The organism is Lysobacter antibioticus HS124 (assembly GCF_000336385.2).
GTDB classification, from domain to species: Bacteria; Pseudomonadota; Gammaproteobacteria; order Xanthomonadales; family Xanthomonadaceae; genus Lysobacter; species Lysobacter firmicutimachus.
Genome location: NZ_HG424562.1, coordinates 12,881 through 38,670, shown reverse-complemented (window position 1 = coordinate 38,670; position 25,790 = coordinate 12,881). Strand labels below are relative to the sequence as shown.

Sequence of the window (25,790 nt, the reverse complement as noted above, 5' to 3'; positions counted from 1 at the left end):
GCGCCGTTGCTCGCTTCTCTGGCTGGCCGGCGAGGCTGCCCGGGTCCGCAGCGGGCACCAATGCGCCGCGCTAATCAACATCGGCGAAATAGCGCCGCCGCAACCATCGATCGTGGCCCTTCTTGTAGTGGTCCTTTTGCCAACTGTCGTCGGGCGCCAACGGTGCGCGTTCGGCTTCGAAGTCTTCCCCGTTATCGCGAGCGATCTTGACCGCTTCCCTGAAGGCGTAATGCGAGTGCAAGCGCATGAACTCGGTCAGGTAGATATCCGCCACCCGCTTGTCGCCGCGGATCACCAGCATGTTTTCGTCGTTGGACAGGGTCGACGCTTCGCTGAAATTCGCCGATCCGGTAATGACCACCGGGTTGTTGCCCAGCGGGTCGATCAGGGCGTACTTGGTGTGGATCCATTTGACGTTGGCTTCGTGGCTGAGCGCCCGACGTTCGGCCACCCAGCGATCGAGCACATTCAGTTGAAGGTTGTTGGCCACCGCAACGATTACGTTGCGCCGGGCGCGAATGCGCCGGATATCGATTTTCCCCTGCGCGAGCCCGGCGCCGTTGCCCTCTTTCTCCATCAGGGCGTAACGCAGGACGTCGTCGTCCTTTTCGTAGACCTCGAGGAAGCGCCGGTTCATGCCGAAGGCGAAGGTCATGAACAGGGCCGCTTTGGCCGATGCGGCAAGCTCGGCGTACCAATCCAGCACCGACAGGTCGTTTCTGGGAGAGAACACGGCGACTGTCTTGTCCGACCAAGGCGAAGGCGGCGCGGGGGCGTTTTCGTCCATCCAGTCGCGATTCGCCTCGGAGGCCTGGTCGCCGGACAACTGAGTCCAGTAGTCCAGGTAGTGCTGCGCGATATCGGCGCCTTCTATGACGTGGCCGCAATTGGAATGTCCGTAGATGCCGTTTTCGGTCCAGTTCGTCGAGCCCGTCCACACGGCTATGGGCTGGTTCCGGTGGCTGAGCACGAGGAATTTGTTGTGCATGATCGTGCCCTTGGTCTTTCCGGACGATTCCCGGACAAGCTTGGCGGAGGCGATCGCGCTCAGGTTCTTTTCTTTGGGTTTGTTTGCGCCGGGGATGGCGTCGAAGACGACTTTTACCTTGGCCTTGCGGCCGCGGGCGGCTTTGAGCGCGCTCAGCGCTTCGGGGCGCTGGAACTCGTAAATGGCGCCATGCAACGCATAGGAGGCGTCTTTGGCGCGCGCGATGAAGGCCGCCATTCCTTCGAACAATCCACGCGATAGCCAATCGTAGGCGGCGGGACCCACGTCCTTGGGGTGCTTGTTCTCGAAATTGCGCGCATAGGCCTGCGACGAACAGGCGCCGCGATTGAAGTACACGCCGTGGCGGCCGTCGTTGTTCGGCTCGGTGCTCACTTTCACCGCGATCCCATCGCCTTCGGCCAAATTTCCCGGCGAACCGAACAACGGCACGACCCGATAGCTGTAGTCGTGCTCGGGCTTGGCGGTATAGTCGCACCACTGAAACGACTGGAAAGGATGGGATCGACTGGAGACATCCTGGCCCGCGGCCACGTGCGCGCCGGTGTCGGCGAAGACCTTGTGGCCGCGCATCCAGTACTTTTCGTCCTCGGTGTGATCGGTGCGCTGAATCGCGAAGCCCAGGCAGCCCTTGCGGGCGGCCTCGTCCATGCTCATTGCGAGCAGGACGGTGTTGGTTCCTGCGATCGCTCTGACGGTCAAGCCGTTGCCTTGCTTTCGCGCACGCATCGAGGCATCCCCCTGGCGGTGGCCCACGCGACCCGGGAGGCCGCGGTTTTCCCTGAGAACGGAGGGCCGCCATGCGAAAGGCCACCCTGCCCCGCTCAGGTTTCCGCAGGCTCCGGCGCCGGATCTGGCCGATCCGAGGCAGGCGCGGGATAGGATGAACGTCCTCGCACAGCCGTCCGCCGCCAGTTCGGCCGGGCGGCCTGGATTGGCCTGTCGAACCAGGAGACTGAGCCCATGAGCGCCGAATCCGATCGCCCCATGCACCACGACGAGGAGCAGCGCCGGCAATGGGACGCGGTCGCCGCCGGCTGGCGGAAATGGTGGCCGACCATCGAGGGCGGCGCGCAACGTGTCAGCCTTCGCATGCTCGAACTGGCGCAGGTCCGACCCGGGCAGCGGGTGCTGGACCTCGGGACCGGCATCGGCGAACCCGCGCTATCGGCAGCGCGCTGCGTCGGTCCCTCGGGGCGGGTCGTGGCGACGGACTTTTCGCCGCGGATGCTCGATATCGCCCAGGAAAGAGCCGCTGCACAGGGACTGGCGAACGTGGAATTCATCCAGGCGGATGCGGCGACGCTGGATGTTGCCGGCGCCCGCTTCGATGCGATCCTCTGCCGCTGGGGGGTGACGTCTCTGCCCGATCCGCCCGGGGCGTTGGCCGCGATCCGGCGCCTGTTGGTTTCCGATGGTTGGTTCGTCACCGCCGTTTGGCCATCCGGGGCGCAGGGGCGACCGATGGCGAGCCTGGCGGCGGCGGTCGCGCAAGAGATGTTCGGCTTGCCGCCGTCCGCGTCCGACGCCTCGCCTGCGTGCTCGCCTGCGCGCGTAGCAGTGCAAGAGACCATGCGTCGCGCCGGCTTTCGCGACGTGCACAGCGAGGAAATGACGATGCCCCTCGAGTTTTCGTCCGCCGCAGACTGCGGCCGATACCTGATGGACGTGTCGCCCGAGTTCTCCGCCCTGCTCGGCGATCGCCCGCTCGCGCAGCGGGCGGAATTCGGCCGCAGGCTCAGCGAGCGCCTGCAGCCGTATGCGACCGTGGGCGGCGCGGTTCGGATTCCGAATCTGACGATCTGCGCCGCAGGGCGGAGATGAGGCTTCGTCTCGGGCCGCGGATGGCGGCGGCCGTGCCCTTGCCCGGCTCCGGTTCTCCGCGGCTGGAGGCGACCCGCAACCGGCGTGCGGCCCGGCGGCGAGCTTAGCCTGCGGCGACCGCCTCGACCTCCAGCTTCCACGTCGGCTCCAGCAAAGTGCAGCAAATCACCGTCGAAGAGACGCGATGCGATCCCAACTGTTCGGCGCGGATGCGGGCGTTGGCCTCGTCGAATGCCGGGTCGGCCAGGTAGGTGCGCAGAGACACCAGGTTCTCTATCCCGAGCCCGGCTGAGTTCAGGATGGTCTTGATGTGGCTCCAGATCAGCAGCGCCTGGTCCTCGAACGATTCCGGCATGGTGGTGCCGTCGGACTGGAAGGCGTTGAGTCCGCTGATGAAAAGCAACCGGCTTCCGCCGGCGACTTCCATGGCGTGGACATAGCCGCGGTATGGCGGGAACAGCTCGGGCGGGTCGTGGGCGATCAGTGGCATGCGGGTTCTGAGTCAAGAAAGCGCTGTGCGGCGCTGGACATCGAATCGGTGGAGGTCGGCGCGGCCGGCGCCGAGCGGATTTCGCATAACGCTGGCCGGCATCTCGGCCTGCGTCATGCGGCCGCAGGGATCATGCCTGTTCGGCCGGACGTGCGCGCCCGGTCGGCGGCATAATCTGACGGCTTCGCACGCAGCCTGCCCTGCTCTGCCCCTGCGCGACCGTCCTGCTCGATCGCCTGGTTCGTGCGGACGGCCGTGCCGGCGATTAATTCCTTCTTAAACTCGCCCGCCTAGCTTGGTCGCGATGCGCGCACGGATCGCAGCTCCGGCCCGTCCGCACGACGCCGGCCCCGATCCAGCGCCGCCCCTATTCTTACCTACCTCGACGGAATCCCATGCGCGCACGGTCACGGCGTTGGCCAGTCCCCCTCCTCCTCGCGGCGTGCCTGTCCCTGAGCGCGTGCGCAGGCGACGAAGACGCCGACCCGGCCGCAGCCAAGAGCGCGTCGGCCCTGACCGTATCGCTGGCCCCGGCGCAGTGGCGGCCACTGGCGCGCAGCGTGCTGGTGTCCGGGCCGGTGTCGGCGTTCGAGGAAATGCAGCTGGGCGTCGAGCTCAGCGGCCAACGGGTCACCGCACTCGACGTCGACGTCGGCCAGAGCGTGCGCAAGGGCCAGGTCCTGCTGACCCTGGATCATCGCACCCTGGACAGCGAACTGGCCCAGGCCGAGGCTTCGCTGCGCCAGGCCCAGGCCTCGCTGTCGTTGGCCCAGGTCAGTTACGAGCGCGGCGCCAAGCTGGCCGCGCAGCAATTGATCAGCGCCGGCAATCTGGACGAGCTGCGCGCCACCCGGGTGCAGGCCGAGGCGCAGACCGCCACCGCCCGCGCCGGTCGCGATGCGGCCCGGCTCCGGCGCGACTTCGCCGAGTTGCGTGCGCCCGCGGACGGCGTGATCTCCAAGCGCCTCGTGCAGCCCGGCCAAGTGGTCGCGGCCGGCAGCGAACTGCTGCGGCTGATCCGCGACGGCCGGCTGGAGTGGCGCGCCGAGCTGCCGGAAGACCAACTGGCCCTGGTTGCCGTCGGCAACACGGTCGAATTGCCGCATGGCGGCCGGACCATCGCCGGCCGCATCCGCGCAGTCAGCCCGGGCGTGGACGCGCAGACCCGCACCGGCACGGTCTATGCCGACCTGCCCGATCCCGGACCGCTCAAGCAAGGGGTGTACGTGGAAGGCCGGATCGTCACCGGCGCCGGCCGCGCCCTGATGGTGCCCAGCGCGGCGGTGGTGCAGCGCGACGGCCACAGCTACGTGTTCACGATGAAGGATGCGCAGTCGGTGCAGCGCCAGCGGGTGCGTACCGGTCAGACCGCGCAGGGCCTGGTCGAGATCGTCGAAGGCCTGAAAGACGGCGAGCGCGTGGTCGCCGCGGGCGCCGGTTTCCTCGGCGACGGCGATCGGGTGCGCGCGGTCGCGGCGGAGAAGCCGACGCCATGAATTTTTCCGCATGGGCGATCCGCCGCCCGTTGCCGGCGGTGATGGTGTTCTTCGTGCTGTGCGTGGCTGGGTTGTGGGGCTTCTACCAACTGCCGGTAGCGCGCTTCCCCGACATCGCATTCCCGATGACCACGGTGACGGTGACCCAGCCGGGCGCCTCGCCCAGCCAGTTGGAGGCCGAGGTCACCCGCAAGATCGAGGATTCGGTCGCCACGGTGACCAACGTCAAGCGGGTGATGTCCACCGTCAGCGAAGGCGTCAGCACCACCCAGATCGAATTCCTGCTGGAAGCCGACCTGGCCACCGCGCTGGACGACACCCGAGACGCGGTGACGCGGATCCGCACCGACCTGCCGCAGGACATCCAGGAGCCGGTGATCTCCAAGGTCGACATCGGCGGCTCGCTGATGACCTATGCCCTGGTCGCGCCGCAGATGAGCGCCGACGAGGCCAGTTGGTTCGTGGACCGCGAGGTCAGCCGGGCGATGTACGGCGTGCCGGGCGTGGCCCGGGTCACCCGCGTCGGCGGCGTGCAACGCCAGGTGCGGGTCGACTTGGACCCGAACGCCCTGCTCGCCTACGGGGTCACCGCCGGCGACGTGTCGCGCCAGATGGCGGCGATCCAGGTCGAGCGCGCCGGCGGCAAGGCCGAGCTCGATGGCGCCCAGCAGACCATCCGCACCCTGGGCACGGTCGGCACCGCGCAAGCGCTGCGCGACTATTCGATCAGCCTGCCCGACGGACGCTCGGTGCGGTTGTCGGCGCTGGCCCGGGTCAGCGACGCCGCCGCCGATCCCAGCCAGGCCGCGCTGCTCGACGGCCGCGACGTGGTCGCGTTCTCAATGTCGCGCACTCGCGGTTCCAGCGAGGTCGAGGTCGAGGCCGGCGTGCACAAGGCGCTGGAGGAACTCAAGGCGCAGCATCGGGGCATCGACTTCCGCCTGGTCACCACCGTGATCGACGAGACCCACCGCTCCTACGACTCGTCGATGACCATGCTGTGGGAAGGCGCGTTGCTGGCTTTGCTGGTGGTGTTCGCGTTCCTGCGCAACTGGCGCGCGACCTGGGTTTCGGCCTTGGCCCTGCCGCTGTCGATCATTCCGACCTTCGCGGTGATGCATTGGTTCGGTTTCACGCTGAACCTGATCACCCTGCTGGCCTTGTCGGTGGTGGTGGGCATCCTGGTCGACGACGCCATCGTCGAGATCGAGAACATCGTCCGCCACCTGCGCATGGGCAAGCCGCCGATCGAGGCCGCCCGCGAGGCGGCCGGCGAGATCGGCAATGCGGTGATCGCGACCTCGCTGACCCTGGCCGCGGTGTTCGTGCCGGTCGCGTTCATGCCCGGCATCGCCGGCAAGTTCTTCCGCGAGTTCGGTTGGACCGCGGCCACGGCGGTATTGTTCTCGCTGCTGGTAGCGCGCCTGTTGACGCCGATGATGGCCGCCTACCTGCTCAAGCCGCACGGCGAGGAGCCGGCCGATTCCCGGCTGATGCGCTGGTACCTGGGTTGGGTCGATGCGGCGCTGCGCCACCGCGCCCGCACGCTGTGGATCGCCACCGGTCTGTTCGTCGTCTCGCTGGCGCTGGTGCCGCTGATTCCGGCCACCTTCATCCCGCAGTCCGACCTGGGGCGCAGCAATCTGAGCCTGGAGCTGCCGCCGGGCACGCGCCTGCAGGAAACCCAGGCGGTGGCCGAACGCACACGCCAACGGTTGAAGGACATTCCCGAGCTCAAGCAGGTCTATACCGCGATCGGCAGCGTGCTCGATCTGGGCGACCCCTCGACGACCGGGGTGCCCGACGTACGCAAGGCCACCCTGGTGCTGGACTGGGGCGCGGCCGACGACCGCGGGCGCGACCAGCGCGAACTGGAGCGCGTGGCCCGCGCCCGGCTGGCCGACTTGCCCGGGGTGCGGGTGAGCTATGTCAGTTCCGAGCCGGGCAACCTGTTGCAACTGGTGCTGTCCGGCGACGATCCGCAACGCCTGCAGGAGGCCTCGATCGCGCTGGAGCGCGACCTGCGCGGCATCCCAGGGCTGGGCAGCATCACCTCTTCGGCTTCGCTGTTGCGCCCGGAGATCCAGATCGTGCCGAACCCGGCCCGCGCGGCCGACCTCGGCGTAGCCACCGCCGACATCGCCGAGGCCGCGCGCATCGCCACCGCCGGCGATTACGAGCAGCGCCTGGCCAAGCTCAATCTGCCCGACCGCCAGATTCCGATCCGGGTCGGCTTCGCCGAGGCGGCGCTGTCGAACCCCGCGCTGATCGGCCAATTGCGCGTGCCCGGCCGCTACGGCCCGGTGCCGCTGGCGGCGGTGGCCGAGGTGCGCATGGGCAGCGGCCCGTCGCAGATCTCGCGCTATCAGCGCCAGCGCAACGTCACCCTGACCGCCGAACTCAACGGTCGCCCGCTCGGCGAGGTGATGGAGACGGTGCAGCAGCTGCCAAGCGTCAAGCAGTTGCCGCCAGGGGTGAGCTTCCTCAATACCGGCGACGCCGAAGTCTTCGTCGAGTTGTTCGTCGGCTTCCTGTTGGCGATGGCGGCGGGCTTGATCTGCATCTACATGGTGCTGTTGCTGCTGTTCAACCACGCCCTGATGCCGCTGACCATCCTGACCGCGGTGCCGCTGTGCGCCGGCGGCGCGTTCGGCGCCTTGCTGCTGACCCAGAACATGCTGTCGCTGCCGGCGTTGATCGGTTTGCTGATGCTGATCGGCATCGCCACCAAGAATTCGATCCTGTTGGTGGACTATGCGGTGATCGCCGAAGACGAACACGGGCTGAGCCAGCATGACGCGCTGGTCGACGCCTGCCGCAAGCGCGCCCAGCCGATCATCATGACCACCCTGGCGATGGGCGCGGGCATGCTGCCGATCGCGCTGGGGTTTTCCGGAGATTCCAGCTTCCGTGCGCCGATGGCCATCGCGGTGATCGGCGGCCTGATCACTTCCACCCTGCTCAGCCTGATCGTGATCCCGGCCGCGTTCACCGTGATCGACGACCTCGGCGAGTGGCTGACCCGGCGCTTCCGCCACCACTCCTCGCACCCGGCCCGGCCGCAATCGCCGTCGGCCTGACCGCGGGCCCGGCGCGGAGCCACGCGCCGGGCCGACCGCGCGCCGGTTTGCCGGCCGGCCCGCCCAGGAAGGGGCAGCCGGCTTGATCCACGTCAACCCCGGCCGGCTTGGCCGGTGGTGTAGTAGGCACGGCTGCCAAGCAGCCGATCGGGACAACGCGCCAGAAGGAGCATGCCGATGAACGCCACTCCCGCATCCAGGCTCGATGGCACCGGGTCCGCGGCGCGCATCCCGGTCGGCGCGCTGGGCATGGCGCTGAGCCTGTTCTTGTCGGTCTCGTTCGGGCTCTGTGTGGTCGCCCACTTGTTCGTTCCGGCCTGGCCCGCCGCCCGCTCGCTGTTGACCCTCGTGCTGCCGGATTTCCAGCTGTTGACCTGGTCCGCGGTGCTGATCGGGCTGGTCAAAAGCTTCGCCGGCGGCTGGTATGCCGCCCTGGTGTTCGGCCCGATCTACAACTTCTTCGCCGACCGGCAGTAACGCCGCGATCACCGCCGCCACCGGGTAACCGCTGCGGGCGATGGCCTCGACCGCTGCGGCCGGAGAAGTGCTGTGCCGGCGTGGCGATGAACCGCACCCCGTCGATGGTCGCGCTCTGTCACCAGTCGAACTGGCGCACTTCGCGCCCGCGTAAGCGCCTGCCGATCGCGCGGCGCTCGATCGGCGTGCAGATGCCTATGCGTTCGGCGCAGCCCCGTTCCTGAGCGGCATCGCCGCCGCATCACGGGCGACCTCGTCTCCCGACCGCGTGGCAAGCGCGATCAATGCGGGAGCGGTAACGAGACGGCATGCCCGCGCTTCGGCGTGTCGCTGCCCTGCCCCATCCGGTGTGCAACGCTCAGCGGTCGGGCGCCCAGGCGAAGTCCTCGCCTTGGCGCTTGATCCGGCCCAGCCCCGGGAACGGGAAATGCACGGCGTACACGTGCATGTCCTCGTCGACGGCGCGCTGCAGCAAGGCGCGCCGGCTGGCTTCGGCCAGCGTCGCGTCGCGATCGTAGTCGACCGTCCATTCGGGGCGCTGCACCGAGATCACGAAGTGGTGCGCGGTGTCGCCCAGATACAACAGGCGCTGGTCGCCGGACGCGATCCGGTACGCGCTATGCCCCGGGGTGTGGCCGTCGACCGCCACTGCGTCGACCAAGCCGGGCAGGATCGCCGCGTCGGGCTCGAAAGCCTGGACCTTGGAGGCGATCGCGGCGACCAAAGCGGCGTTGCCGGCATCGCCCTTCAAGGCCTCCCACTCGGGCCTGGACAGATGCACCACGGCGTTCGGAAAAACCAAGGCGCCGTCGCTCGCGCGCAGGCCGCCGACATGGTCCGGATGCGCGTGCGAAATGAAGATATCGCTGACCTGCGCGGGCTCGACGCCGGCGGCTTTCAGCGCCGCCGGCAAGCGGCCGGCATGGGCGAAGGAGACGCCGGCGGCGCCGGTGTCGAACAGCAGCGTCCGATCGCCGCTGCGCACCAGCAAGGGCTGGATGCTCAAGTGCAAGGTGTCGGTCGGTTGCCCGGCGGCAGTCAGCAAGGCCGCCACCTGTTCGGCCGGCTCGCCGATGGCGAACGTCTTGCCGTCGTTGGCCACATCGATGTCGCCGTCCTTCAGCGCGTAAGCCTCCAGCGCGCCGATACGGAACGCGAATGCGCCCGTATCGGCGGCGGCCGGCGCGGGCGTCGCAGCGGTCGCTGCTGTCGACGCGGGTTCGGCGGTGGCGGCAGGCGGCGGGCGCGAGCAGGCCGCCAGCAGCGCGCCGCTCAGCGCGGCGACGGTCAGGATGGAAACGCGATTGCAGGGCATGGCGGGCTCCGGCCGAAGGCAATGGAAGGGGCGATGCGAGCGACTCGACGGCGCACCGTGCGCGCCGCGACCGACCGGCGTGGCCGGCATCGCGATCCAGGCCGATGCTACCGCCGGCAACGGCGCAGGTCGACCGCGCCGGATCGACCATTGGCCGCGTTCAATCGCGGCGCACAGGCGCCCATAGCGAGGCCAGGAACGCATCCACCCGGGCGGTGTAGTGGCCCTCGGTGCCGAGCTCGGCGTTGATGGCCGCATGGTCCAACTGCACCGGCAGTACCTGCGCGAGCCCGCCCAGATCGACGGCGCGGCGCGCGTAATCGCGCGCTTGCGGGCAAGACTGCCGGCGCCGGCTGGAGCACACCAGCAGCATCGGCGCCGGTGCGCTGTGCAGGCGTCGGGTCGGCGAGGCCTCGCGCCAGTAGCGGGGATCTGCGCCGAAGGCCTGGTCGTACAGGCGCAGATGCGGCCGCCGCATCAAGGCCTCGACATCGTAAGCGGCGCTGTCCAACGCCACCGTGCCGCTCCAAGGCCGCGCTCCTTGCGCGCGCGCCAACTCCGGCGCGGCCGCCAACAGCGCCACCAGGTGTGCGCCCGCCGAATGTCCCATCAAGACCACGCGTGTCGGGTCGCCGCCCCAACGCGGCGCCTCGCGTTGGACATGTGCCAAGGCGCGCGCCACGTCCGCGGCCTGCTGCAGCGGATCGGCTTGCGGCAGCAGACGGTAGTTGATCGCGACCACGATCCGGCCCTGCGCATTCCAATGCGCGGCCTTGGCTTGAGCGACGCCGCGCGCCGCTTTGTCGCCGATGCGCCAACCGCCGCCGTGAACCATCAGCACGATGGCGGCGTTGCGCGCCCGATGCGGGCAGTACACGTCCAGGCGTTGCGCCCGGTCCGGCCCGTACGCCACATCGCGCTCCACCGCCGCCGGCGCGGCCGTGGAATGCGCTGCGACGGCCGCTATGGGCGACGCGGCAACGACGAAACCGAGCAGGGCTTCAGAAAATCGGCGGACGAGGAGGCAATGCATGGCGATCCTTGCGCTTGTGCGATCGTTGTCGACAACGCGCGTCGGGCGCCGGGGATGACAACCGCGCGCAGACGGCCGACGTCGCTGGCCGGAATCGCCGCGATGCGCGTCGCGATCGACAGCCGAGGCTGCAACGGCGAATCGGCCCTGGGTTCGCCTGTCGCACGCGCCGATGGCTGTGGGCGATTTTCGGCATCATTCGCACTTGAGACGCGATGCAAAGATCGTCACGCCTTCCGATTGCGTCGGTGATCTGTCCGCTTCCGCTGCGATGCCGCGTATTCCTACGAGGCCGGTGGGGATTCGACCGCGTCGTTGGAAGAACTGCGATGACGTCTGTCCCGCCGGTAGCGCAAACGACGTTGAAGGAAAGCGGGTTTCGGCGACACGGAGCGGGTCGCACCCGATGGCGCGAGCGGATTGCGTGAAGCGGCTCACGGGTCGCGATCCGTATCGCGCTCCGGTCTGCGACCGGGCATCCGACAGTGGCTTGCCGCCGTCGAAACACCAACGATTCGCGAACAGGGAGGTCGCAATGCGCATCGGTACGAGCGCCGGTTCAAACAGGGGGCGGGCACGGTCCCGCCCGGCGCCGCCCCGGCCCCCGTGCGGGTTCGGGCACGCCCTGCCCCGCAGCATGCGCTAGCGGGTCGGGCAGAACGCTGCGGGGTTCGCAGCGTTCGGAATCGAACGTCGGTACGGCGCCGTCGCGCCGCGGGCGCGGCTGCCCGAGCGAAGGCGTTCGCACAATCGGCTATGACGGACGCCATCGGGCGTCCGCACAGCGCGGCCAGGGATGGCCGCGTCGCGAACGGGCGCGTCCGTGCCGTTCGCAGGGTCGGCGAGGCATCGTGCCGGGCCGGCCGGCCGGAAGCGGGCAGGAAGCGCGCTTCCGGCAGCAGTCAGGACATTCAACCAACAAGGAGCTAGTTATGAAGAGTCTAGTCGCACTGAGCCTGGCGTTGCTGGTTTCGGCCCCGCTGGCCAACACCGCGGAAGCCAAGGAGCGCCCCTTCCAGAAGATGAGCGCGAAGGCCAAGTTCATCCACGGCGACAACCTGGTGCGCGACGTGCTGCCGGAACGCGGCGGTTCGATCGACGCCCGCCTGCAGAGTCCGCGTCAGAAGGCCGCCGGCCTGAGCGCGGTCATGGTCACCCCCAACGGCGATCAGTACGCCGCCAGCATGAACCCGGAAGATGTCGCCGTGTTCGAAAAGGCGATCCGCGACCTGGAACTGCTCGGCCGCAACGCGTCGACGCCGGGCAACGCGCCGGTGCGGCCGGCGCTCGACGGCGGCGATATCCGCTTCATGCCGAAGGTGGTGATCGGCACCGACGACCGCGTTCAGATCACCAACACCGTCGCTTCGCCGTACTGGCACATCGGCCGCATCGGCATCGGCTGCACCGGCACCCTGATCACGCCCAAGCACGTGCTGACCGCGGGCCATTGCGTCTCCAACGGCGCCGGCACCTGGTACTCCAGCCTGAACTTCACCGTCGCCCAGAACGGCAGCTACCAGCCCTGGGGCACCACCAGCTGGGCCCGCGCCGTCACGACCAGCGCCTGGCACAACAGCGCCGATACCAACTACGACTACGCGCTGATCGTGCTCAGCTCGGCGCCGCACGGCGGCAACTCGGGTTGGGGCGTGTACTCGGGCGGCACCCACACCATCACCGGCTATCCGGGCGAGAAGCCCTTCGGCACGATGTGGACCCACTCGGGCACGCCTTGGACCAGCGGCTCCTACCGCCTGTGCTATACCATCGACACCAGCGGCGGCAACAGCGGCAGCGGCATCTCCAGCGGTGGCGGCGTCTATGTGCGCGGCATCCACACCACCGGTTCGGCGAGCCAGAACTGCGGTACCCGCCTGACCAGCACCGTCTACAACACGCTGCAGAGCTGGATCTCGACCTACCCGTAAGCGGGCGGCAGCGATCCTGAGCCCCACCCGCGGCGCACCGGCTCTCCGGTGCGCCGCACACCGACGGATGACCCCATGCGCAAGGCGGCCACGATGAGCCCGGTATTGATCGCACTGATGCTGCTGGCCGGTTGCGGCATCGACAACAAGCAACCGCCCGCCAACCGCACGGAGCCGGTCGTGCAGACCGCGCCGCTGCGCAACGCGACGATCGTCGGCAGCGCGGAATCGCCGGACCCCGTGCTGGAACGGGTCAGGGAACTGGAGCAGCTCGGCAAGGTCGAGGACGTGGTCGTGATGGAATCGTTCCCGGTGCAGATTCGCCTGCGCGCCCCGCAATCCGTGATCGACGAGTTGCAAGGCATGCCGCGCAAGGGCGGGCTGCGCTGATCTCGGTCGGCGCGGCGCACGCCGCTTCCGAGCGTTTTGCCGGCGAGCGCGGCTCGGGCCGAGAGATCATCGGCCGTCGCGTCGTTGATGCATGCTTCACGCATGCCGATTAGGCTGCCTGCATGTCGGTGCGGATGCGAATACTGGCCGAGGGCGTGCACAGGCACGTGCTCGCCCGCTTCATGCTGACCGCTGCGGCGGCGATGGCGAGCGCGGTCGCGTCGCCTGCGCCTGCCTCGTCCTGCAAGCAACGCCTGTTGCAGGATCTGGGCTGGCGCTTCGAGCCCGATGCCACCGCCCCGACTGGCGTGCAGGCCGGTCGTCCCTGCGATCGCGCCGACCTGCAGGACGCAAAGGCGCACGGCGACCTGACGGTTCGTTGGCCGTCCGAACTGAGCGTCGCCGAACGCGAGCGCCGACTGGACCAATTGCTGCGCCACCCCGCCACCGTGTGCGCCTACGGCTACGCGCTCGGCGCCGCCACGCGCCGCGCCGTGGACCGGCTCAGCGCCAACGGGGGCTTCCGTTTCACCGGCGTGCAGCTGGGCTGGATCGGTTTCGGCCCGACCGGTGCGCGCCACGACGGCTGGCGTGCGACGGCCTGGTTCGGTCGCGGCTACCGCCCCGCCGGCGCCAACTCGCGGGCGATCGAGGCGTTCTACCGCGGGCGAATGCGCGGCGAGTGCGGGCTGGGCCGGCAGATCGCGCAGTACGCGGCGCAGTTGGAGTTGTACGGCCCGGCCGGGTTCGACCGCGAATTCGCCGCCGACGAAATCGCCATCGGCACGTTCAACCGCATCCGGCGCAGCCGCAGCATCCTGCTAGGGAGTTCTGCGGGCGAGTTCAGTCGCGACGGCATCGCCGTCCAGGCCTCGCGCAGCGGACGCCAGGCCTTCATGGGCCTGCCGGGCTTCATCTACCACGTCTTCGATCGCAGCGCCCTGGACGATATCAACAACCAGGCCGAGAACTTCGTGGTCTACGACGTCAGCGCCGCGGCCGCGGATGCGCTGCGCCGCCATCGGGGATTCGAACACTACAACCGACGCAACCGCGAGATCTGGACGCTGGCCCGCGGCTTGCGCCCGCGTCCGCTACGCCGCTACTACGAACGCCTGCTGTACGAACGCGATCCGGCATTGCGCGCCGAACTGTCTGCCGACGCGCGCGCCGCGCTGGCCCGGATCGACACCGAACTCTCCGACCCGTTCTATCGTGGTTTCGAGGTCTACGTGCACAAGCAGGGGGTCAAGCCGGTGGGCTATCACATCGCCCGGCTGCTCGACCGCAATCCGCGTACGCCGTTCCGCATCGAGCTGGGCCTGCACAATCTGCATACCACCTTGTACCGGCGCTACATCGCGCACCGGCTGGCGCAGTGCGGGGCGCGCGCCGAAACGCCTGCCAGCGATCCGGCCGCGGGCGCGACGACCGCCGTCAGCGGTCGATCCGGGTCGCCAGTGCGCTGAGCAGGGACTCGTCGACCGCCAGCGTGCGGCCGTCGATCCGATTCAACGCCCGCAAGCCCAGACTGTTGCTCAAGAACGCATGATCGGCCGATATCAGGGCCTCGACATCGAGCGGTCGCTCGATCGCGCCGCAACGCTCGATCAACAGTTGCCGGGCGATTCCGGGCAGGGCGCCGTCGCTCACCGGCGGCGTGAGCAGCTCGCCGGCGCTGACCAGGAACAGGTTGGCGGCCGCCGATTCGGCCAGCCGGCCGGCGGTGTTGAGCAGCAGCGCCTGATCGGCGCCGCACTCAGCGGCTTCGCGGGCCGCAATCACGTTGTCGAGGTAGCACAGCGATTTGATTCGCGACAAGGGCGAGTATTCGTTGCGTCGGGTCGAACGGGCGACGATCGCGGTGGCACTCCCGGCTGGCGGCAGCGGCCCGGCGGAAACGACGACCGTGGGGCGCGGTTCGCTGGGCGGCAACAATCCGCGCGCCGACGGGCCGCGGCTCAGGCTGAGCCGGATCGCGGCCTGCTCCAGTCCCGGCTCGCGCACGACCGCGGCCATGGCCGCACCGAGTTCGGCATCGCTCCATCGCAACGGGATGCCGAGGAAGGCCGCGCCCGCGCGCAGGCGCGCCAGGTGCCGATCCAGGTGCCGGGCCGCGCCGTCGGCCCAGCGCAGCGTCTCGAACAGGCCGTCGCCCAGGGTAAAGCCGCGGTCGCCGGGTTCGATCGCCGCTCCTTCCCGCATCGCCCCGTTGCACCACACCCGCATCGCGCGCCTCCGCTCTGAAGTCCGCGAATGTACCGCAAGCCTTGTGCCGGCGGGCGGCGACGCGCCGAGCTGATGCCTGTCCGGTGGCGCAGCGCCGTGCCTGCGGATCTTGCCAACCGACGCACGACACCATTCCCAGCCGACGCGATTGCAGAGAAACTGGTCGCCGAGCGCGGCGCCTGCCCGGTGCCGCCGCCTTCCCCCGCCCCCAGGTAGCCGCATGCCCACCGACGCTTCGCCGGCCCCCGACGCCGCCCCTACGATCGCCCCCAAGCCCTTGCTGGCCGCGCCGCCGGCGCGCATCGCGTCCTGGGCGCTGACGCTTGTGGCGATGTATCTGGTGCTGAAGCTGGGGCTGGTCGGCGCCTTGCTGGCCGGGCTGTTGGTGTTCCAGCTCATCCACGCCACCGCGCCCCTGGTCGAGCGCATGGTGCGCGGCCATCGCGCCCGGGTGATCGCGGTGGCGTTGCTGGCGACGGTGGTGGTCGGCGCACTGATCCTGGCCGTGCTCGGGCTGGCGGCGTTCTTCCGCGCCGACACCGGCGGCGAGCAGGCCCTGTTGGCGCGGATGATGGAGATCATCGACGCCTCGCGCGGACAGATTCCGCCCTGGGCCCAACCTTACCTGCCGTCCGACCTGTCCGAGCTGCGCACTGCGGTGAAGGATTGGCTGGAAGCGCATCGCGGCGAACTCAGCCTGGCCGGCGCCGAAGCGGCCCAGGTGGCGGCGCGCCTGCTGGTGGGCATGGTGTTGGGCGCGATGATCGCGCTGTACGACGAGTTGCAGCTGCCGCGGCTGGGGCCGCTGGGGCGCGAACTGCTCGGCCGCAGCTCGCGCTTCTCCTCCGCGTTCAAGCGGGTGGTGTTCGCCCAGTTCAAGATCTCGCTGCTCAACACCGCCTTCACCGGCGCCTTCCTGCTGGTGGTGCTGCCGCTGTTCGGGGTGCATCTGCCGCTGGCCAAGACCCTGGTCGCGATCACCTTCGTGCTGGGCCTGCTGCCGGTGCTCGGCAATCTGGTCTCGAACACGCTGATCACCGTCGCCGCGCTGTCGATTTCGCTGTACGCCGCGATCGCCGCGCTGGCTTACCTGGTGCTGATCCACAAGCTGGAGTATTTCCTCAACGCGCGCATCGTCGGCGGCGAGATCCAGGCGCGCGCCTGGGAGTTGCTGCTGGCGATGCTGGTGATGGAAGCGGCCTTCCACATCCCCGGGGTGATCGTCGCGCCGATCTACTACGCCTACATCAAGCGCGAGCTGGCCGACCAGGGCTGGATCTGAGCCAGCGGCCCGGCCCTTCAGGTCAGTCGATCGGATTCGACGATGTGCAGGCCGGGCTCGGCGCGCAGGGCGGCGTCGAGCAAGGCGCGGGCGATGCGCGGCGCCGGATTGATCCGCCAACGCCGCGACAACACCGGGCCGGCCAGGCGCAGCGCCCAGGTCGCGACGCGCTCGCCGGTGCGAAACGCCTCGCGTTGCCCGCCGATCAGGCCCGGACGGACCAGGCTCAGCGACGGATAGTCCAGCCCGCGCAGCGCCTGTTCGAGCTCACCCTTGACCCGGTTGTAGAAGATCCGCGAAGCCGGATCGGCGCCGAGCGCGGAGTTCAGCGCATAGGCGCGGGCGCCGTGGCGCCGGGCCAGGCGCGCGGCCGCCAGCGGGTAGTCGTGGTCGACGCGGCGGAATGCCGCCTGCGAGCCGGCCGCGCGCATGGTCGTGCCGAGGGTGCAGATCACCGCGTCCGCTCGCCACCATGGGGCCTGGTCGGGCAAGGCGTCCCAGTCGATCAAGGGCGCGTCGAGCTTGGGCTGCGGCGGCAGCGCGCGGCGGCCGGGCGCGACCACCGCGCTCACGGCCGGCTCGGCCAGGGCCAGCCGCAGCACTTCGCCGCCGACCAGGCCGCTGGCGCCGAGCAGCAACAGTTTCATGCGCTCTTCCCCCCCGCGACGATGCGGCTCAGGCCGGATGGAGTTCGAACGACACGGCGATTCCGGCGGTCGCCGACGGCGCTATCCACACATCGAAACGTCCCGGCTCGGCGATCGGGCGATTGTCGACGCTGCGGAACTCCAGGTCGCTGCGGTCCAGGGTGAATTCGACCACCCGCCCCTCGCCCGGCGCGAGCGCGATCTTCTGGAAGCGCTTGAGCTCGCGGATCGGCCGCACCCGGCTGGCGACGCGGTCGCGCACGTACAACTGCACTACCTCCTCGCCGCTGCGGGTGCCGACGTTGGCGATGCGCGCACGCACCGTCAGTTGTCCGTCCCAGGCCAGGCCGGCGGGATCGAGTTCGACCGGGCCGTAGTCGAAGCGGGTATAGGTCAGGCCGTGGCCGAACGGATACAGGGCCGAATGATCGACTTCGCGCCAACGGGTGCGGAACGCCTGCAGGCCTTCGGGCGTGTAGGGTCGGCCGGTCGAGGGATGGTTGTAGTAATACGGCTGCTGGCCGGCATCGCGCGGAAAGCTTACCGGCAGGCGCGCCGACGGACTGTGATCGCCGAACACCAGGTCGGCGACGGCATGGCCGGTCTGGGTGCCGAGGAACCAGGTCGCGAGAATGGCGTCGGCCGATTGCAGCGCCGGGCTCAGCGCGAGCGCGCGACCGCTGCGCAGCAACACGACGACGGGCGTGCCGGTGGCGATCACCGCCTCGGCCAGGGCCTGTTGCGCCGGCGGCAGCACGATCTGGGTGCGCGACTGCGCCTCGCCGGAGTACACCGACGGTTCGCCCAATGCGAGCAGCACCGCCTCGGCCTGGCGCGCCGCGGCCACGGCGGCTTGGATGCCGCCCTCCAGCGATGCTTCGATGCCGCAGCCTTCCACGACCTGCAGCGATTGCGGATCGGCGAGCGCGGCGCGCAGGCCGGTTTCCAGGTCGATCTCGCGACTGGCGTCGCCGAAGATGTTCCAGCAACCGGCGAGGTTCTCGCGGTCGCGGGCGAAGGGGCCGATCAGGGCGATGCGCTGGCCGGATTTGCGCAGCGGCAGCAACTCGCCCTGGTTCTTCAGCATCACCACCGAGCGCCGCGCGGCCTCGCGCGCGAGCGCGTCGTGCGCCGCCAGATACGGCGCCGGGCCGGGCGGCGCCGGGTTCAGAGAGCGGTACGGATTCTCGAACAGGCCCATCCGCGCTTTGACGTCGAGGATGCGCCGCGCCGCGGCGTCGATCGCCGCCACGCCGACCCGGCCTTGTTCGACCAGGGCGCCGAGGTGGTCCATGAAAATGCCGCTCTGCATGCTCATGTCCAGGCCGGCGTTGAGGCTCAGCTCAGCGGCCTGGCGTTCGTCGGCGGCATAGCCGTGCGCGATCAGTTCGAAGTCGGAGGTGTAGTCGGAAACCACGAAGCCTTCGAAGCCCCATTGATCGCGCAACACGCCGGTCAGCAGCTCGCGGTTGGCGGTCGCGGGCACGCCGTTGATGTCGTTGAACGAGCTCATGACCGTCAACGCGCCGGCCTCGATCGCGGCCTTGAACGGCGGCAGGTGCACTTCGTGCAGCGTTTGCGGCGCCAGATCCACCGCGTTGTAGTCCAGGCCCGCGCCGACCGCGCCGTAGGCGGCGAAGTGCTTGAGCGTGGCCAGCAGCGAATCGTCCGCGGTCAGGTCCGGGCCCTGGAAGCCGCGCACCCGGGCGCGGGCGAACTCGCACGACAAATAGGTGTCTTCGCCGCTGGTTTCGGCCACCCGGCCCCAACGCTGGTCGCGAGCGACGTCGACCACCGGGGCGAAGGTCCAGTGCAGGCCCTCGCGAGTGGCCTCGATCGCGGCGGCGCGGGCGGTGCGCTCGGCCAGTTCCGGCTCGAAGCTGGCCGATTCGCCGAGCGGAATCGGAAACACGGTGCGCATGCCGTGGATGACATCGGCGCCGAGCAGCAAGGGAATGCCCAGCCGGCTTTCCTCGACCGCGATGCGTTGCAGTTCGCGCCCTTCGGCGGCCCCTACTCCGTTGAACAAAGCGCCGACCTGGCCGGCGCGGATCATCTCGCGGGTACGCTCCGGACCCCATTGGAACGAGTCCGGATTGACGTCGAAAGCGAAGGGGCGGATCGAGTCGGCCAAGACCGACAGCTGGCCGATCTTTTCCTCCAGCGTCATGCGCCGGAGTAGCGCATCGACATCAACGCGGCCAGTCATTACGGCTTGCACCCTGCGTAAAATTATCGTTCAGGCATCATATGTAACCGGTTACATGCCTGTCAACGCAAGCTATCGCTTGGCGAGCCACGCCGTGGCCGACGCTGCGCAAGCACCCTGCCCGCCCGCACGAAGAACGATGCATTATGCCGCGCCCGCCGCCGTCGCCTGTCGCCGATGCCGCCATCGATGAGGCGCCGCGATGCACGCACTGCGACGGTCGTCCGCTCGCGCGACAGCCGGGCACGGCGCAGATCGTCCGTCGAGCGCGTTCGCGGTGCGGGCTTGCAGCCGCACGCTCAGCCCGGCGTCGCGCCCGGCCAGCCGACCCGCGCCGCACGGCGCAGGTAGGCGCGAACGATCAGGCGGTGGAACGGCGCAATCACGAACAGGTAGCCGCGGCCGAGGCGGTTATGGCAATGCACCACCGTCGACACGGTCAGCCGTCGCCCTCGCGGCGCCGGCGGGCACAGCAGAGACAGGCGAAAATCCAGATGCCTGTCGTCTTCGCCGAGCACGATTTCGCCGGCGCGGCGGCTGTAGATCTTGAAGAAGGCGATCCGTTGCGCGGCCTGTTCCGGGGTGGTCGCGGTCAGCTGCGCAACGGTCTTGAGGCCGAGACCGGCGACCAGCAGGTCGCGCAGGCCCATCAGCGCCCGCGACCAGCCCGGCGCGTGAGCAAACATGAAGCGCGCCAACTCTTCCGGGCTTTGCGAGACGCCCGGCGGCAGCTCGATCGAATAGGCGTCGGCCAGATCGGTGCGCGGGTAGTGATCGATCACGCTGCATTCGCGCGGCAAGGGTACGGCGCTGACGATGTTGCGGGGCAAGGCCATGTTCGCTCCTGGCGTGCCGCGCCGGATTGCGCGGCGTCGGGCGCCGTCGTTGGCGCTCCGGATCAGTCTGCGCCGCTCGGCTCCGGCGGGGATTGCGACCGATGCGCGCACCGGGCGGCGCATCGATGCGGCCGGCGCGCTATTTCGCCGGCACCGGGAAGCGACGCGCCAGTTCCTTGGCGATCCGCGAGCCGAGCTGCTGCGCGGTGCGTTCGCTGACCGCGCCCGGATTGGCGGCCAGCCAGGCCAGCGCCTGGCACAGGATGCCGGTCTCGGCACCGGCCGGGTCGCTCCAGGCCGCGTCGAATCGATCGGCCTTGCGGCGGCGATAACGACGGGCGCGTTCGGCCGGGGTCAGCGCACTGGTGTAGAGCGTCGGCCGGCCGCGCTTCTTGGGCAGTTCCAGTTCCAGGGTGCCGGGATCGTCGGCGTGCTTCATGGCGGCGGCTGCATGGCTTGCGGCGCGCTATAGTGATGCGTCACGAAGTGTTTATAAAGACTTGAAATAAAATAAGAAAAGAGGCTGCGACCCGGTGCTTTCCGGTGACGCATCGCGAAAGCCGCCGTCCGCCCAGGCGCGGCCGCGAACGGCGAGAGACGCCGCCGGCATCGGCGCCGCCGCCATGCAGCGTTCCTTCCCCACCCGGGCAGCGGCGCGCGAAAGGCAGGCGCCTGACGGCATCACGAAGGCTCGGCCCACGGCGCCTTCTCGAACTTGCGCACCAGATAGTCGATCAGCAGTTGCACCCGCGCCGGCCGCACCCGTCCCGGCGGGGTGACCACGTGCAGCGCGATCGGCGGCGGCGCCCACTCGGCCATCGCCGCTTCCAACTTGCCGCTGCGCAACTCGCGCCAGACCAGGAACTCGGGCTGCAGCGCCAGTCCCAGGCCGGCGATCAGGGCCGGGTTCAAGGCTTCGGCGTTGTTGACCCGCAGCGGCGACGGCACCGCGATGGAGAAATCGCCGTGGCGTTTGTGCTGGAAGCGCCAGGCGCTGCCGAAACGCGAGTAGGTGTAGGACAGGCCGTGGTGGGCGGCCAGTTCGCGCGGGTGGCGTGGGCGGCCGTGGCGTTCGAAGTAGGCCGGCGCGCCTACCAGCAGGATGCGCACGCCGCACAGCCGTCGCGCCAACAGGCTGGAATCGGCCAGGGCCGAGATCCGCAGCGCCAGGTCGTAACCGCCGCCGACCAGGTCGGTGACGCCGTCGTCGAAGGCGATCTCCAGGGCGATGTCCGGGTACTTGGCCATGAACTCCGGCAGCAGCGGCGACAGGTGGGCCACGCCGAACGACATCGGCGCCGCGATCCGCACGACCCCGCGGGGGTTCTTGGCCTGGGCGGTGATCTCGGCCTCGACCGCCTCGCCCTCGGCGAGGATGCGGCTGGCGCGCTCGAGCGCGCCGCGGCCGCTCTCGGTCAGCGACATGCGCCGTGAGGTGCGGTGGAACAGCACGGTCTTGAGCCGCGCTTCGAGCCGGCCGATGGCCTTGGACACGGTCGCTTGGGCCAGGCCGAACTCGGCCGCGGTGCGGGCGAAAGAGCCGGTTTCGGCGACCTTGGCGAAGATCGCCCAGGCTTCCAGGTCGGGGAGTTTCTGCATGGCGCGGCAACCGTGATGTTTTTGGAATGAATCTTATTCGATCCGTTCCATTCTAAAGCCTGCCTGCGAGGTCTATCGTGCCGTCCATCGCCCACGCAACCACAACTTCGGGAGCCACGACATGATCCAGCATCGCCCTTACGCCCGCCTCGGCGGCGCCCACCACGGCTGGCTCGACGCCAAGCACCACTTCTCCTTCGCCAACTATCACGACCCCGAGCGCATGGGCTGGGGTGCGCTGCGAGTGTGGAACGACGACGCGATCCAAGCCAATACCGGCTTCCCGCCGCATTCGCATGCGGACATGGAGATCATCACCTACGTTCGCGACGGCGCGATCAGCCACCAGGACAACCTCGGCAACCGCGGCCGCACCGAGGCCGGCGACGTGCAGGTGATGAGCGCAGGCAGCGGCATCCAGCACGCCGAGTACAACCTGGAGGCCGATACCACCCGCATCTTCCAGATCTGGATCTTGCCCGACCAGCGCGGCGGCACCCCGACCTGGGGCAGCAAGCCGTTCCCGAAGGGCGAGCGCAGCGGCCGCTTCGTGATCCTGGCCAGCGGCATGGCCGGCGACGACGACGCTCTGCCGATCCGCGCCGATGCGCGGGTGCTGGGACTGACCCTGGCCGCCGGCGAATCGGCCGAGTACGCGCTCGGCGCCGATCGCTACGGCTACCTGGTGCCGGCCAAGGGCGCGGTCGAAGTCAACGGTGTGCGCATCGACGCCCGCGACGGCGCCGCGATCCGCGACGAAGCCGGCCTGCGCGTCACCGCGCTGGAAGACGCCGAAATCGTGCTGGTCGACACCGCGCCCTGAGACTTTAGTCTCGAGTCGCACGCAAGCGCACGACGTACGACTCACACTGTAGAACGTAGCGCCGGCAAGGTGGCCGGCGTTGCTTGCCCCAGCAATCCAACCCTACTTCCAAGAGCGCCCCATGGCCAAGATTCTGGTGTTGTACTACTCCGCCTACGGGCATATCGAAACCATGGCCCAGGCCATCGCCGAAGGCGCCCGCGGCGCCGGCGCGCAGGTCGACATCAAGCGCGTGCCCGAGCTGGTGCCCGAAGAAGTGGCGCGCCGCTCGCACTACAAGCTCGACCAGGCCGCGCCGATCGCCAAGGTCGAGGAGCTGGCCGACTACGACGCGATCGTGATCGGCACCGGCACCCGCTTCGGTCGCATGTCCTCGCAGATGGCCAACTTCCTCGATCAGGCCGGTGGGCTGTGGGCGCGCGGCGCGCTGCACGGCAAGGTCGGCTCGGCTTTCGTCTCGACCGCGACCCAGCACGGCGGCCAGGAAACCACGCTGTTCTCGATCATCACCAACCTGCTGCACTTCGGCATGGTGGTGGTCGGCCTGGACTACGGCCACGCCGGACAAATGCGCCTGGACGAAGTCACCGGCGGTTCGCCCTACGGCTCGACCACGATCGCCGGCGGCGACGGTTCGCGCCAGCCCAGCGAGAACGAACTCGAGGGCGCGCGCTACCAGGGCCGCGTGGTCGCCGAGACCGCGCAGCGCCTGATCCGCTGATCCTCCGCACCGCTCCCTCCCCCGCGCTCGGGCGCTGCCGCGCCCGTCCGCTTCAATCGCTACGACAGGAGTCGAACCATGGGCACTTTCATCACTAAAGACGGCGTACAGATCTACTACAAAGACTGGGGCCCGACCGACGGCGCGCCGGTGGTCTTCAGCCACGGCTGGCCGCTCAACGCAGACAGCTGGGAAGCGCAGATGCTGTTCCTGGCCGATCACGGCTACCGCACCATCGCCCATGACCGCCGCGGCCACGGCCGCTCCAGCCAGCCCTGGCACGGCAACGACATGGACCATTACGCCGACGATCTGGCGCAGCTGATCGAGCATCTCGACCTGCGCGGCGCGAGTTTGTTCGGCTTCTCCACCGGCGGCGGCGAGGTCGCGCGCTACATCGGTCGTCACGGCACCGGCCGGGTCAAGAAGGCCGGATTGATCTCGGCGGTGCCGCCGCAGATGCTCAAGACCGAGGCCAATCCCGGCGGCTTGCCCAAGGACGTGTTCGACGGCCTGCGCGCCGGTTCTATCGCCGACCGCTCCAAGCTCTACCAGGACCTCGCCAGCGGCCCGTTCTTCGGCTTCAACCGCCCCGGCGCGACGCCGTCGCAGGGCATGATCGATTGGTTCTGGATGCAGGGCATGCTGGCCGGGCACAAGAACACCTACGACTGCATCGCCGCGTTTTCGGAAACCGACTTCAGCGAAGACCTGAAGAAGTTCGACGTGCCGACCCTGATCCTGCACGGCGACGACGACCAGGTGGTGCCGATCGACGCGGCCGCCCATGCCGCGGCCAAGTTGGTGAAGGACCACAAGCTGGTGGTCTATCCGGGCGCCCCGCACGGGTTGACCGATACCCACAAGGACAAGCTCAACCAGGATCTGCTCGCCTTCCTGCGATCCTGATCGACGGCGGCGGGCCGGCCTCGCCGCTCGCACCGACCCGCAGCGGCCCCGGCGACTCGCGTCCCGGGGCCGCTGCCGTTGCGATGCGCTCATTCCGCCGTGCCGGCCATCGGCGGCAACGCGCCCCCGCTCAGTCCGGCGCGGCGCGCCGCCGCCGCGACATCGCCGGGCGCGTCGCGCCACGCGCCGTGCAGGAACGCGACCAGCAGGTCGTTGCTGAGCGCCTGGGTCGCGGCAGCGCCGCGCGAGCCGCCGATGAATTCGGCCGCGAGCCATCGCGCCGGCGGCGCCAGGAACTGCGGCACGTCGGTGAAGCTGTAATGGTTGGCCGCGGCGATCTGGTAGCGATAGCCGCCGGCACGCAGGCGCTGGGCCAGCGCCAGCGCGCCGCGCAAGTAACGCTCGGAATGGCCGGTCTCGCGACGGTCGCTTTCCAGCAGCAGGAACGGCACCTCGAGACGGTCGCGGAGCGTGCGGCCGTACAGCGTGCCGTCGAGATTGGCCGCGGCGCGCAAGCGCGGGTCGCTCATCGCCGCGGCCACCGCGGCGGCGCCGCCGAAGGAGTGGCCGATCGCGGCGATGCGGTCGCGATCCAGGCATGCCGACAAGGCGCCCAAGCCGGCGCCGCTCTCGACCCGGTCGAGCACGCCGCGCAAATCGTCGGCGCGCACTTCCAACTGCAGCGACATGTAGCGGAGCTGGCCGGGATCGTCCGGCAGGAAGCGCTCGACCTGCGTCGCCAGTCGGCCGTCGGCGAGCTCAGTCACCGAGGCTTCGTAGGGGTGATCCACCGCCAGCACGACGAAGCCGCGGCTGGCCAAGTCGGCGAGCAGGCCGCTGTAGAACCCGCGGGATGCGCCGTAGCCCGGGGAGAACAGCACCACCGGCCAGGGCCGCGCCGACACCAGCGGCGGCGCCTGGCGGCGGGCATGGGTGTCGATGCGGCCGAAGCGCTGCATCGCCAGCGACGGAATGAAGGAGACCCGGGAAGGCAGGCGGCCGAGGCCGTCCAGGTACGGCGGCGGCGGCGCGCCGCCGGCGGCGGCCGGGTACCAGGCCTGGACGATCAGATTGCGCCGATCGTTCGGGTCGTCGGTCGCGGCCTCGCCGCGGCGCGGATCGGCCCAGCGGAACACCTGGCTGCCGACCGCGTACGGCCCGCGCGGCGGCGGCAGTTCCGGCACCGGCAGCAGCCCCCACGGCATGACCGCAGCCGCGGCGAGGGCGACCAGACCGCCGCGCCCGGCCCAGACCAGGACGCGATGCCGCGGCGGTCGTCGCCGCAGCCAGGCCAGCGCGGCCAAGGCCAATACCAGCATGCAAAGCGGCAGGTACTGCCAGCACGGGCCCCATCGCCACGCCTGCGCCGCCAGGCCCAACGCCGACAATCCGGCTACGGTGGCGAGACTGCGCGGCCCGAGCCGCGGCGACACCGCCGCAAGCAAGGCCGCGCCCAAGGCGATCGCCAGGATCGCCAGCTCCAGGTACGACAT

General features: G+C 69.4%; 22 protein-coding genes. 11 read left to right on the top strand and 11 right to left on the bottom strand.

The window, feature by feature from the left end:
* Positions 1 to 70: 70 nt before the first annotated feature.
* On the bottom strand, positions 71 to 1,735 hold the full coding sequence (locus TX83_RS19120; RefSeq protein WP_075575266.1) for a phospholipase D-like domain-containing protein: 1,665 nt from the start codon (positions 1,733 to 1,735) through the stop codon (positions 71 to 73).
* 234 nt (positions 1,736 to 1,969) lie between these two features.
* Between TX83_RS19120 and TX83_RS19115 the strand changes: the two genes are divergently transcribed.
* On the top strand, positions 1,970 to 2,830 hold the full coding sequence (locus tag TX83_RS19115; protein ID WP_079248326.1) for a class I SAM-dependent methyltransferase: 861 nt from the start codon (positions 1,970 to 1,972) through the stop codon (positions 2,828 to 2,830).
* Between the two features lie 103 nt (positions 2,831 to 2,933).
* On the opposite strand, the gene TX83_RS19110 is transcribed toward TX83_RS19115, so the two are convergent.
* Positions 2,934 to 3,320: a RidA family protein gene (locus TX83_RS19110; RefSeq protein ID WP_064749587.1), complete on the bottom strand. Its 387-nt coding sequence runs from the start codon at positions 3,318 to 3,320 to the stop codon at positions 2,934 to 2,936.
* A gap of 395 nt (positions 3,321 to 3,715) precedes the next feature.
* Here TX83_RS19110 and TX83_RS19105 point away from each other — a divergent pair, with 395 nt between their 5' ends.
* The 3 genes from TX83_RS19105 (at position 3,716) to TX83_RS19095 (ending at position 8,373) form a co-directional block, all read left to right on the top strand.
* Positions 3,716 to 4,816, top strand: coding sequence for an efflux RND transporter periplasmic adaptor subunit (locus TX83_RS19105; protein ID WP_064749586.1), 1,101 nt, complete (start codon positions 3,716 to 3,718; stop codon positions 4,814 to 4,816).
* Positions 4,813 to 7,896, top strand: coding sequence for an efflux RND transporter permease subunit (locus TX83_RS19100; RefSeq protein WP_064749585.1), 3,084 nt, complete (start codon positions 4,813 to 4,815; stop codon positions 7,894 to 7,896). The genes TX83_RS19105 and TX83_RS19100 overlap by 4 nt, the downstream gene beginning before the upstream one ends.
* A 177-nt stretch (positions 7,897 to 8,073) precedes the next feature.
* The gene (locus TX83_RS19095; protein ID WP_222423791.1) at positions 8,074 to 8,373 is read left to right on the top strand and encodes a DUF5676 family membrane protein; all 300 of its coding nucleotides are present in this window, start codon (positions 8,074 to 8,076) and stop codon (positions 8,371 to 8,373) included.
* Between the two features lie 358 nt (positions 8,374 to 8,731).
* Here the strand turns inward: TX83_RS19095 and TX83_RS19090 are convergent, their stop codons facing one another.
* On the bottom strand, positions 8,732 to 9,688 hold the full coding sequence (locus tag TX83_RS19090; protein WP_064749583.1) for an MBL fold metallo-hydrolase: 957 nt from the start codon (positions 9,686 to 9,688) through the stop codon (positions 8,732 to 8,734).
* 160 nt (positions 9,689 to 9,848) lie between these two features.
* Positions 9,849 to 10,721: an alpha/beta hydrolase gene (locus tag TX83_RS19085; protein ID WP_064749581.1), complete on the bottom strand. Its 873-nt coding sequence runs from the start codon at positions 10,719 to 10,721 to the stop codon at positions 9,849 to 9,851.
* Positions 10,722 to 11,653: 932 nt separating this feature from the next.
* On the opposite strand from TX83_RS19085, the gene TX83_RS19080 reads away from it, so the two are divergent.
* The 3 genes from TX83_RS19080 (at position 11,654) to TX83_RS19070 (ending at position 14,511) form a co-directional block, all read left to right on the top strand.
* On the top strand, positions 11,654 to 12,652 hold the full coding sequence (locus TX83_RS19080; RefSeq protein ID WP_064749580.1) for a trypsin-like serine peptidase: 999 nt from the start codon (positions 11,654 to 11,656) through the stop codon (positions 12,650 to 12,652).
* A 75-nt stretch (positions 12,653 to 12,727) separates the two neighbouring features.
* Positions 12,728 to 13,042, top strand: a complete 315-nt coding sequence (locus TX83_RS19075) for a hypothetical protein (protein ID WP_064749578.1) — start codon at positions 12,728 to 12,730, stop codon at positions 13,040 to 13,042.
* A 182-nt stretch (positions 13,043 to 13,224) separates the two neighbouring features.
* Entirely contained in the window at positions 13,225 to 14,511 is a 1,287-nt protein-coding gene (locus TX83_RS19070; RefSeq protein ID WP_079248328.1) for a hypothetical protein, read from the top strand.
* Here TX83_RS19070 and TX83_RS19065 read toward each other — a convergent pair.
* On the bottom strand, positions 14,480 to 15,493 hold the full coding sequence (locus tag TX83_RS19065) for an aminotransferase class IV (RefSeq protein WP_261370199.1): 1,014 nt from the start codon (positions 15,491 to 15,493) through the stop codon (positions 14,480 to 14,482). The genes TX83_RS19070 and TX83_RS19065 overlap by 32 nt on opposite strands.
* On the opposite strand from TX83_RS19065, the gene TX83_RS19060 reads away from it, so the two are divergent.
* The gene (locus TX83_RS19060) at positions 15,492 to 16,553 is read left to right on the top strand and encodes a hypothetical protein (RefSeq protein ID WP_064749574.1); all 1,062 of its coding nucleotides are present in this window, start codon (positions 15,492 to 15,494) and stop codon (positions 16,551 to 16,553) included. The genes TX83_RS19065 and TX83_RS19060 overlap by 2 nt on opposite strands.
* A 17-nt stretch (positions 16,554 to 16,570) precedes the next feature.
* Here the strand turns inward: TX83_RS19060 and TX83_RS19055 are convergent, their stop codons facing one another.
* The 5 genes from TX83_RS19055 to TX83_RS19035 form a co-directional block, all read right to left on the bottom strand.
* Positions 16,571 to 17,200, bottom strand: a complete 630-nt coding sequence (locus TX83_RS19055) for a hypothetical protein (RefSeq protein ID WP_064749572.1) — start codon at positions 17,198 to 17,200, stop codon at positions 16,571 to 16,573.
* Between the two features lie 28 nt (positions 17,201 to 17,228).
* Positions 17,229 to 19,409 carry a beta-glucosidase BglX gene (gene bglX, locus TX83_RS19050; protein WP_064749570.1) on the bottom strand — a complete coding sequence of 727 codons (2,181 nt, stop codon included), beginning with the start codon at positions 19,407 to 19,409 and terminating at the stop codon, positions 17,229 to 17,231.
* A gap of 299 nt (positions 19,410 to 19,708) precedes the next feature.
* Positions 19,709 to 20,245 carry a DUF2867 domain-containing protein gene (locus tag TX83_RS19045; RefSeq protein WP_222423789.1) on the bottom strand — a complete coding sequence of 179 codons (537 nt, stop codon included), beginning with the start codon at positions 20,243 to 20,245 and terminating at the stop codon, positions 19,709 to 19,711.
* A gap of 139 nt (positions 20,246 to 20,384) precedes the next feature.
* Complete coding sequence (locus TX83_RS19040; RefSeq protein WP_064749569.1) at positions 20,385 to 20,684, bottom strand: hypothetical protein; 300 nt, start codon at positions 20,682 to 20,684, stop codon at positions 20,385 to 20,387.
* 242 nt (positions 20,685 to 20,926) lie between these two features.
* Positions 20,927 to 21,844, bottom strand: coding sequence for a LysR family transcriptional regulator (locus TX83_RS19035; RefSeq protein ID WP_064749568.1), 918 nt, complete (start codon positions 21,842 to 21,844; stop codon positions 20,927 to 20,929).
* A gap of 121 nt (positions 21,845 to 21,965) precedes the next feature.
* On the opposite strand from TX83_RS19035, the gene TX83_RS19030 reads away from it, so the two are divergent.
* The 3 genes from TX83_RS19030 to TX83_RS19020 all read left to right on the top strand — a co-directional run bounded on the left by TX83_RS19030 (position 21,966) and on the right by TX83_RS19020 (position 24,297).
* Positions 21,966 to 22,667 carry a pirin family protein gene (locus tag TX83_RS19030; RefSeq protein WP_064749567.1) on the top strand — a complete coding sequence of 234 codons (702 nt, stop codon included), beginning with the start codon at positions 21,966 to 21,968 and terminating at the stop codon, positions 22,665 to 22,667.
* 121 nt (positions 22,668 to 22,788) lie between these two features.
* On the top strand, positions 22,789 to 23,388 hold the full coding sequence (gene wrbA, locus TX83_RS19025) for an NAD(P)H:quinone oxidoreductase (RefSeq protein WP_064749566.1): 600 nt from the start codon (positions 22,789 to 22,791) through the stop codon (positions 23,386 to 23,388).
* Positions 23,389 to 23,466: 78 nt separating this feature from the next.
* Positions 23,467 to 24,297: an alpha/beta fold hydrolase gene (locus TX83_RS19020; RefSeq protein WP_064749565.1), complete on the top strand. Its 831-nt coding sequence runs from the start codon at positions 23,467 to 23,469 to the stop codon at positions 24,295 to 24,297.
* A gap of 89 nt (positions 24,298 to 24,386) precedes the next feature.
* On the opposite strand, the gene TX83_RS19015 is transcribed toward TX83_RS19020, so the two are convergent.
* Positions 24,387 to 25,790, bottom strand: a complete 1,404-nt coding sequence (locus tag TX83_RS19015; protein ID WP_064749564.1) for an alpha/beta hydrolase family protein — start codon at positions 25,788 to 25,790, stop codon at positions 24,387 to 24,389.

Coding starts and splice junctions, on each gene's coding strand:
- TX83_RS19055 (WP_064749572.1), bottom strand. CDS start 17,200: ATGAAACTGTTGCTGCTCGGCGCCAGCGGCCTGGTCGGCGGCGAAGTG.
- TX83_RS19100 (WP_064749585.1), top strand. CDS start 4,813: ATGAATTTTTCCGCATGGGCGATCCGCCGCCCGTTGCCGGCGGTGATG.
- TX83_RS19115 (WP_079248326.1), top strand. CDS start 1,970: ATGAGCGCCGAATCCGATCGCCCCATGCACCACGACGAGGAGCAGCGC.
- wrbA (WP_064749566.1), top strand. CDS start 22,789: ATGGCCAAGATTCTGGTGTTGTACTACTCCGCCTACGGGCATATCGAA.
- TX83_RS19040 (WP_064749569.1), bottom strand. CDS start 20,684: ATGAAGCACGCCGACGATCCCGGCACCCTGGAACTGGAACTGCCCAAG.
- TX83_RS19075 (WP_064749578.1), top strand. CDS start 12,728: ATGCGCAAGGCGGCCACGATGAGCCCGGTATTGATCGCACTGATGCTG.
- TX83_RS19085 (WP_064749581.1), bottom strand. CDS start 10,721: ATGCATTGCCTCCTCGTCCGCCGATTTTCTGAAGCCCTGCTCGGTTTC.
- TX83_RS19120 (WP_075575266.1), bottom strand. CDS start 1,735: ATGCGTGCGCGAAAGCAAGGCAACGGCTTGACCGTCAGAGCGATCGCA.
- TX83_RS19060 (WP_064749574.1), top strand. CDS start 15,492: ATGCCCACCGACGCTTCGCCGGCCCCCGACGCCGCCCCTACGATCGCC.
- TX83_RS19035 (WP_064749568.1), bottom strand. CDS start 21,844: ATGCAGAAACTCCCCGACCTGGAAGCCTGGGCGATCTTCGCCAAGGTC.
- TX83_RS19020 (WP_064749565.1), top strand. CDS start 23,467: ATGGGCACTTTCATCACTAAAGACGGCGTACAGATCTACTACAAAGAC.
- TX83_RS19070 (WP_079248328.1), top strand. CDS start 13,225: ATGCTGACCGCTGCGGCGGCGATGGCGAGCGCGGTCGCGTCGCCTGCG.
- TX83_RS19095 (WP_222423791.1), top strand. CDS start 8,074: ATGAACGCCACTCCCGCATCCAGGCTCGATGGCACCGGGTCCGCGGCG.
- TX83_RS19090 (WP_064749583.1), bottom strand. CDS start 9,688: ATGCCCTGCAATCGCGTTTCCATCCTGACCGTCGCCGCGCTGAGCGGC.
- TX83_RS19080 (WP_064749580.1), top strand. CDS start 11,654: ATGAAGAGTCTAGTCGCACTGAGCCTGGCGTTGCTGGTTTCGGCCCCG.
- TX83_RS19045 (WP_222423789.1), bottom strand. CDS start 20,245: ATGGCCTTGCCCCGCAACATCGTCAGCGCCGTACCCTTGCCGCGCGAA.
- TX83_RS19105 (WP_064749586.1), top strand. CDS start 3,716: ATGCGCGCACGGTCACGGCGTTGGCCAGTCCCCCTCCTCCTCGCGGCG.
- TX83_RS19065 (WP_261370199.1), bottom strand. CDS start 15,493: ATGCGGCTACCTGGGGGCGGGGGAAGGCGGCGGCACCGGGCAGGCGCC.
- bglX (WP_064749570.1), bottom strand. CDS start 19,409: ATGACTGGCCGCGTTGATGTCGATGCGCTACTCCGGCGCATGACGCTG.
- TX83_RS19015 (WP_064749564.1), bottom strand. CDS start 25,790: ATGTCGTACCTGGAGCTGGCGATCCTGGCGATCGCCTTGGGCGCGGCC.
- TX83_RS19110 (WP_064749587.1), bottom strand. CDS start 3,320: ATGCCACTGATCGCCCACGACCCGCCCGAGCTGTTCCCGCCATACCGC.
- TX83_RS19030 (WP_064749567.1), top strand. CDS start 21,966: ATGATCCAGCATCGCCCTTACGCCCGCCTCGGCGGCGCCCACCACGGC.